This is a genomic window from Kitasatospora sp. NPDC023120, from assembly GCF_055560835.1.
Genome location: NZ_JBVHHY010000069.1, coordinates 1 through 8,121, shown reverse-complemented (window position 1 = coordinate 8,121; position 8,121 = coordinate 1). Strand labels below are relative to the sequence as shown.

The 8,121-nt window shown below is 71.7% G+C and carries 2 protein-coding genes; both read right to left on the bottom strand.

All coding sequences use genetic code 11. The features are described 5' to 3' along the window. On the bottom strand, positions 1–7,197 hold a 7,197-nt coding region (locus ACZ3TI_RS40330), incomplete at its 3' end, for an SDR family NAD(P)-dependent oxidoreductase (RefSeq protein WP_465735485.1). Between the two features lie 62 nt (positions 7,198–7,259). Further along, a partial coding sequence (locus tag ACZ3TI_RS40325) for an acyl carrier protein (protein ID WP_465735483.1) occupies positions 7,260–8,121 on the bottom strand: 862 nt, incomplete at its 5' end.

The window sequence follows — 8,121 nt, the reverse complement described above, 5'->3', positions numbered from 1 at the left end:
CAGCACGTCCGGCTTGACTCCCCAAGACTCCAGCAGCCGGAACAGTGCCACCTCCAGCGCGAACAGGGCCGGCTGCGTGAACTCCGTACGGTCCAACGCCTCCGCATCCTCGCCCCACATCACCTCACGCAGCGGGCGACCGAGCTGCGGATCCAGCGCGACACAAACCGCATCCAGCGACTCCGCGAACACCGGGAACGCCTCGGCGAGTTCATGTCCCATGCCCAGACGCTGCGCACCCTGCCCCGTGAACAGGAACGCCAACATCCCCTCCACCACAGGCCCCGAGCCCGTCAACGAGCCCAGACCGGCGAGCAGTTCGTCACGGTCCGAGCCGACGACGACAGCCCGGTGCTCCAGCGCACCACGCGTCGTCGCCAGCGAGAACGCCACATCCACCGGCTCCAGCTCCGGACGAGCAAGAAGGTGCCCGTGCAGGCGCGCAGCCTGGGTGCGAATGCCGTCGGCCGTCTTAGCGGAGATCAGCCACGGGAGCACGGCAGGTCCAGGATTCGACACCCTGGCCGGCTCGGTCCCGGTCGGCGCCTGCTCGATGATGACGTGAGCGTTGGTGCCGCTGAACCCGAAGGAGGAGACGGCGGCACGGCGCGGCTCGGCGGTGTCGGGCCAGGCCTGCTCCTCGGTGAGCAGGCGGACATGTCCCTCCGTCCAGTCGATGTGCGGGGACGGCTCGTCGACATGCAGCGTGCGCGGCAGCACGCCGGCCTGCATCGCCATCACCATCTTGATCACGCCACCCACGCCGGCGGCGGCCTGGGAGTGGCCGATGTTCGACTTCAACGAGCCAAGCCAGAGCGGCTGTTCGGCGGTTCGGCCCTGCCCATACGTTGCCAGGAGAGCCTGTGCCTCGATCGGGTCACCCAGGTTCGTCCCGGTTCCGTGAGCCTCCACCGCATCCACCTGGCCGGCCTCCAGCCTGGCCGAAGCCAGCGCCTGCCGGATCACCCGCTGCTGCGACGGGCCGTTCGGGGCCGTCAGGCCGTTCGAGGCGCCGTCCTGGTTCACCGCGCTGCCACGCACCACCGCCAGCACCGGATGCCCGAGCCGGCGCGCGTCCGACAGCCGCTCCACCAGCAGCATGCCCACACCCTCGGACCAGCCGGTTCCGTCGGCACCCGCGCCGAACGCCCTGCATCGACCGTCGGGCGAAAGGCCGCGCTGGCGGCTGAAGTTGACGAATGCCTCCGGCGTGGACATCACCGTGACTCCACCAGTGAGCGCCATGTCGCACTCGCCCGACCGCAGCGCCTGCACCGCCAGGTGCAGGGCCACCAGCGAGGACGAACACGCCGTGTCCACACTCACCGCCGGACCCTCCAGCCCGAAGGTGTAAGACAGACGACCCGCGATCACACTCGTCGCATTGCCCGTCCCCATCAAACCCTCAAGATGCCCCGGCACCTCACGCAACCGCGACGCGTAATCGTGGTACATCACACCCGCGAACACCCCGGTCCGGCTCCCCCGAAGAGACCCCGGATCGATCCCCGCCCGCTCGAACGCCTCCCACGACGTCTCCAGCAGCAGCCGCTGCTGCGGATCCATCGCCAGCGCCTCGCGCGGCGAAATACCGAAGAACTCGGCATCGAACTCGGCGGCGCCGTATAGGAATCCACCCTCGCGCGAGTACGTCGTCCCCGGGTGATCCGGGTCCGGGTGGAACACGTTCTCCAGATCCCAGCCACGGTCCACCGGGAAGCCGGACACGGCGTCCCCGCCGGACAGGACCAGGTCCCACAGGCCCTCCGGCGACGACACATCACCCGGGTACCGGCAGCTCATGCCCACGATCACGACCGGATCGTCGCCGTTGCCCATGGCCGGCCGACGCGCGACGGCGCTTTCCGCTGCTTGCTCCGGCTCACCGGCGACCTGTGACTCGACGAACTCCGCCAGCGCGACCGAGGTCGGGTAGTCGAACACCAGAGTCGCCGGCAGGCGCAAGCCAGTCGCGGCAGTCAACCGATTGCGCAGCTCCACCGCCATCAGCGAGTCGAAGCCCAGTTCCTTGAAGGACTGCGTCGCGGGCACGGCCTCGGACGAGGCGTGGCCCAGGACACGAGCGACCTCGCGGCGCACCAGGCCCCGCACGAAGTCAGCGCGATCGGCGCGGGGCATACCGTTCAGACGCTCCCGAAGTCCTGTGCCATTCGCGGCCGAAGCTGAATCAACAGTCGCGTTCCGGCGCGTAGTTGCCGGAATCAGCGCGCTAAGCAGCGCAGGCAGGGTCCCGTCCTGCGCCTGAGCGCGCAGAGCGGCGCGGCTGAGGTGCGTCGCGACCAGAAGCCCCTGGAGGTCATCGGTGAGGGCCTGGTCGAGGAGGGCCAGGCCTTCGTCGTTCGTGAGGGCGACGGCGCCGGAGCGGGCGAGCCGCTGCACGTCGGTGTCGGCCAGGGTGCCGGTCATGGCGCTCGCCTCGGCCCACAGGCCCCAGGCGAGGGAGACGGCCGGCAGGCCCTCGGCGCGGCGGGACTGGGCGAGGGCGTCGAGGAAGACGTTCGCCGCAGCGTAGTTCGCCTGCCCCGCATTGCCGAACACACCGGCTGCGGAAGAGAACAGGACGAAGGCCGACAGCTCATGGTCCTTCGTGAGCTCGTGCAGGTGCCAGGCGGCATCGACCTTCGGGCGCAGCACCGTGTCGAAGCGGGCCGCATCCAGCGACTCCAGCACGCCGTCGTCCAGCACGCCCGCCGCGTGGACCACGCCGCTCAGCTTCCGGCCCGACACCAGCCCGGCCAGCGCCTCCCGGTCAGCCACATCACACGCCACGACCTCGACAGCGGCACCCAACTCCTGAAGTTCAAGCCGGAGTTCGGCCATGCCGTCAGCGGCCAGACCGCGACGGCTGACCAGCAGCAGATCCCGCACACCACACGCCGACACCAGGTGCCGGGCCACCAGAGCACCCAGCACACCCGAAGCACCCGTCACCAGCACCGAGCCCCCGCCGAAGGCCACCTCGGGGTTCGACGACGAGGTCCGGGCGCGGACCAGACGCGGGACACGCACCGAACCGTCCCGAACCGCCCACTGCGACTCACCCGACGCCAGCCCAGCACTCAACGCGTCCAGGCCTGTGCCGGCCGGCAGGTCACCGATCACGATCCGATCCGGGTGCTCCGCCTGCGCCGCCCGCACCAGACCCCACACCGGAGCCACCCGCACATCCACCGACTCGCCGGCGGACACGGCGACCGCTCCACGCGTCACCACGACCAGCCGGGAAGCCGCGAACTGCTCCTCGGCCACGAACCGCCGCACCACACCCAGCACACCATCAAGCCCGGCACGCACAGCCCCCGGAACCGAAACCTCTACCGGCGCGCACTCCAGCACCAGCACACCCGGCGCCGAACCGGACACCGCCAAGGAATCCAGATCCGATGCCGAGCCGAGCACCGCGAACTCCACTGAGTCAGCACCCGCCGACGGGGCCGGAACCCACTCCACCCGGAACAGCGACTCAGATGCCGACGACGCCGCAACAGCCAGCTGCTCGCGCGAAACCTCCCGCACCACCAGCGACTCCACCGACACCACCGGCAGACCCGACACATCAGCCACGTCCACACGGAAGCCATCAGCACCACCGCCCGCGATCCGCACCCGCAGCGCCGTCGCACCGACCGCTTCGAGGGACACCCCCGACCACGCGAACGGCAGCCGTGCCACGTCGTCGGCGGCGGCCGAGGTCAGACCGATCCCGTGCAGCGCGGCGTCCAGCAGCGCCGGGTGCAACCCGAACTCACCCGTCCCCGCCGCCGCCTCCGGCAGCGCGACCTCCGCGAACACCTCATCGCCACGCCGCCACGCCGCACGCAACCCCTGGAACGCCGGCCCGTAGGCGAACCCACGCTCCGCCAACCCGTCGTAGAACCCGGTGACATCCACCGGCTCCGCACCACTCGGCGGCCAGGCCACCAACTCAGCCGACGACCCGGCGCCCGCCGCTCGCGCGGCCAGGAGCCCGGTCGCGTGGCAGGCCCACCCGGCCTCGGCTGCGTTCCCGATCCCCTCCTCCTCGGGCTGCGGACGGGAGTAGATGTGCACCGGCCGCAGCCCGCGCTCGTCCGGCTCCGCGACGGTGACCTGGACCTGGACGGCCCCGTCGGCGGGCACGACCAGCGGGGTTCCGAGGGTGAGGTCCTCCACCCGGCCGCAGCCCACCTCGTCGCCCGCGCGCAACGCCAGCTCCAGCAGGGCCGCGCCGGGGGCGAGGACGGTGCCGTGGACGGCGTGGTCGGCCAGCCACGGGTGGGTGGCCAGGGAGAGGCGTCCTGTGAGCAGCACCCCGTCGCCCTCGGCGAGGGCGATCGAAGCGCCCAGCAGGGGGTGCCGGGTGGCACCGAGTCCGACGGTGGCCAGGTCGCCCACGCCGGCCGTGGCCGGGGCGTCCAGCCAGTACCGCTCGCGCTGGAACGCGTACGTCGGCAGCTCCACCCGGCGGGCGTCGACGCCGGCGAGGACCGCCGTCCAGTCGACGGGCACGCCGGTTTCGTACAGCCGCGCCACTGCCGTGAGCAGGGCGTTCTCCTCCGGCTGCCGGCGGCGCAGGACGGGCACCACCAGTGCCGCCGGCGCGTCCTCCGCCTGCGTGCACCGGTCGAGGGTCGCCTGGGCCATGGGGACGAGAGCGGCCGCCGGGCCCACCTCGACGTACCGGGCCACCTCGCGCGCGTTCAGCGCAACGACCGCGTCGGCAAACCGTACGGCCTCCCGGACATGCCGAACCCAGTACGCCGGGTCAGCGATCTCCGCACCTATCGAGGCACCGGTGACGGTGGACACGAACGGGATCCCAGGTTCGGCGAAGGCCAGTCCCTCCACCACCGTGCGGAACTCGTCCAGCATCGGGACCATCAACGGCGAATGGAACGCGTGGCTGACCTGCAGCCGCTTCGTCCGCACCCCCCGCTCCGCCAGGGCGGCGGCAATCTCAACCACCGCATCCTCAGCCCCGGACAGGACCACCGAGGTGGGGCCGTTGACCGCAGCCAGGCCGACCTCCAGCTCCCGGCCTTCAAGCAGCGGAAGGATCTCCTCCTCGGAGACCTCGACCGCCACCATCGCACCACCCGACGGCAGTTGCTGCATCAGACGACCCCGCGCCGCGACCAGTGCGGCGGCGTCCGCCAGCGACAGCACACCAGCAACATGCGCCGCCGCGATCTCACCGACCGAATGCCCGGCCAGCACGTCCGGCTTGACTCCCCACGACTCCAGCAGCCGGAACAGCGCCACCTCCAGCGCGAACAACGCCGGCTGCGTGAACTCCGTACGGTCCAACGCCTCCGCATCCTCGCCCCACATCACCTCACGCAACGGGCGACCGAGCAGCGGATCCAGCGCGACACAAACCGCATCCAGCGACTCCGCGAACACCGGGAACCTGTCCGCGAGTTCACGCCCCATCCCGGACCACTGCGAGCCCTGCCCGGAGAACAGGAAGGCGGTCGCGCCGGAGGCTGCGGCGGTCGCGCCCACCTCGCCGTCCGCGAACTCCGCTACGGCACGCAGCAGTTCGTCACGGTCGGCACCGAGCGCGACGAAGCGCTGCGCGAAGACCGTCCGCGTGGTGGCCAGCGAGTACGCCACGTCCGCCGGCTCCAGCTCCGGACGGGCGAGGAGGTGAGCGTGCAGGCGCGCGGCCTGGGCGCGGGCGCCGTCGGCCGTCTTGGCGGAGATCAGCCACGGCAGCACGGCAGGTCCAGGATTCGACACCCTGGCCGGCTCGGCCTCGGCCTCGGCCTCGGCCTCGAACTCGGGCTCGGGCTCGGGCTCGGTCGGCTCCTGCTCGATGATCACGTGAGCGTTCGTGCCACTGACCCCGAACGAGGAGATCCCCGCACGGCGCGGTTCGCTGCTCTCGGACCAGGCCTGCCCCTCGGTGAGCAGTCGCACCGTTCCGGAGGACCAGTCGATGTGCGGCGACGGCTCGTCCGCGTGCAGGGTGCGCGGCAGCACGCCGGCCCGCATCGCCATCACCATCTTGATCACGCCACCCACACCCGCAGCGGCCTGTGCGTGCCCGATGTTCGACTTCAACGACCCCAGCCACAGCGGCCGTTCAGCCGAACGCCCCTGCCCGTACGTCGCCAGCAGAGCCTGCGCCTCGATCGGGTCACCCAGCGACGTCCCCGTCCCGTGCGCCTCCACCACGTCCACACTCGACGCCTGCACACCCGCGTTCGCCAGCGCCTGCCGGATCACCCGCTGCTGCGACGGACCGTTCGGGGCCGTCAGGCCGTTCGAGGCGCCGTCCTGGTTCACCGCACTGCCGCGCACCACCGCCAGCACCGGGTGGCCCAACCGCCGGGCGTCCGACAGCCGCTCCACCAGCAGCATGCCGGCGCCCTCGGCCCAGCCGGTGCCGTCGGCACCGGCACCGAACGCCTTGCACCGGCCGTCCGGGGCAAGGCCCCGCTGGCGGGAGAACTCGACGAAGGTGTCCGGGGTGGCCATCACCGTGACGCCGCCGGCGAGCGCCATGGTGCACTCCCCCTGGCGCAGGGCCTGGATCGCCAGGTGCAGGGCGACCAGCGAGGAGGAGCAGGCGGTGTCGACGGTGACGGCAGGGCCCTCCAGCCCGAGGGTGTACGAGATCCGGCCAGTGGCAACGCTGCCCGAGCTGCCATTGCCGACGTACCCCTCGACGCCCTCCGGCACCGCGCCCCCGCCAAGCCGGGCACCGTAGTCGTGGTACATCACACCCGCGAACACCCCGGTCCGGCTGCCCCGGAGCGAGGCCGGATCGATGCCCGCCCGCTCGAACGCCTCCCAGGAGGTCTCCAGCAGCAGCCGCTGCTGCGGATCCATCGCCAGCGCCTCACGCGGCGAAATGCCGAAGAATCCGGCGTCGAACTCGGCGACGTCCCGCAGGAACCCGCCCTCCCGCGCGTACGTCGTCCCCGGGTGGTCCGGGTCCGGGTCGTAGAGGGCGTCGACGTCCCAGCCCCGGTCCCCGGGCATGAGGTCGACCGCGTCCCGGCCCGCCGCCACCAGCTCCCAGAGGCCCTCCGGCGACACCACACCACCCGGGTAGCGGCAGGCCATCCCGACGATCGCCACGGGTTCCTGCCGAGCGGCCTCGGCCTGGTTGAGACGTCGGCGGGTTTCGGCCAGGTCGGTCGTGACCCGCTTGAGGTAGTCGCGAAGCTTCTGCTCGTTGGACATCAGTCAGTACACCAATCGAGTCTCTGGGGAGACCAGCGCTGTCGTCGGGTGGGCTGGGTCGGCGCTCAGCCGAGTTCGTTGTCGATGAAGGCGAAGATCTCGTCGTCCGACGCGGCATCGAGCTTGTCCGCGACGTCCTCCTCGGAGTCCGCCGACCGCGACTTCTGGTCGAACCGCGCCAGCAGGGCGGTCAGACGCTGCTGGATGTCCGCGCTCTCGTCCTCGGTCGTGTCGACGGCCACGAGCATCCGCTCGATCCGGTCCAGCTCCGCGAGCAGACCGTCCCGCCCGGAAGCGGGCAGGTCCGGGATCTGCGAGCGCAGGTGCTGCGCCAGGTCCTCGGCCGTCGGGTAGTCGAACACGATCGTGGGACCGAGCTTCACGCCCGTGACGGCCGCCAGCCGGTTCCGCAGCTCCACCGCCGTCAACGAGTCGAATCCCAGGTCCTTGAAGGCCCGCTGGGGCTCGATCGTGGACGCCGTTCCGTACGACAGCACGGCAGCGACCTCCGTGCGCACCAGCTCCAGCAGGTATTCGGAGCGTTGCTCCTCGGTCATCGCCGCCAGCCGCCCGGTCAGGCCGCCGCCCTCGGCCGGGCCGGCCGCCTGACGCCGTGCCCTCGCGGGCACCAGGGCGCGCAGGACGGTCGGCACCGACTCGGGCCGGGTGCGGAGAGCAGGCAGGTTCAGGCGGATGGGCAGCAGGAGCCCGTCGTGGGCGGTGTCGGAGAGCGCCTGGTCGAGGAGGGCCAGGCCCTCCGCCTCGCTCAGCGCCTCCGCACCCTGGCGGGCGATCCGCTGCCGGTCCGCGCTCCCCAGGCCCGAGGTCATCCCGCTCGCCTCGGCCCACAGGCCCCAGGCGAGGGAGACGGCCGGCAGGCCCTCGGCGCGGCGGGACTGGGCGAGGGCGTCGAGGAAGACGTTCGCC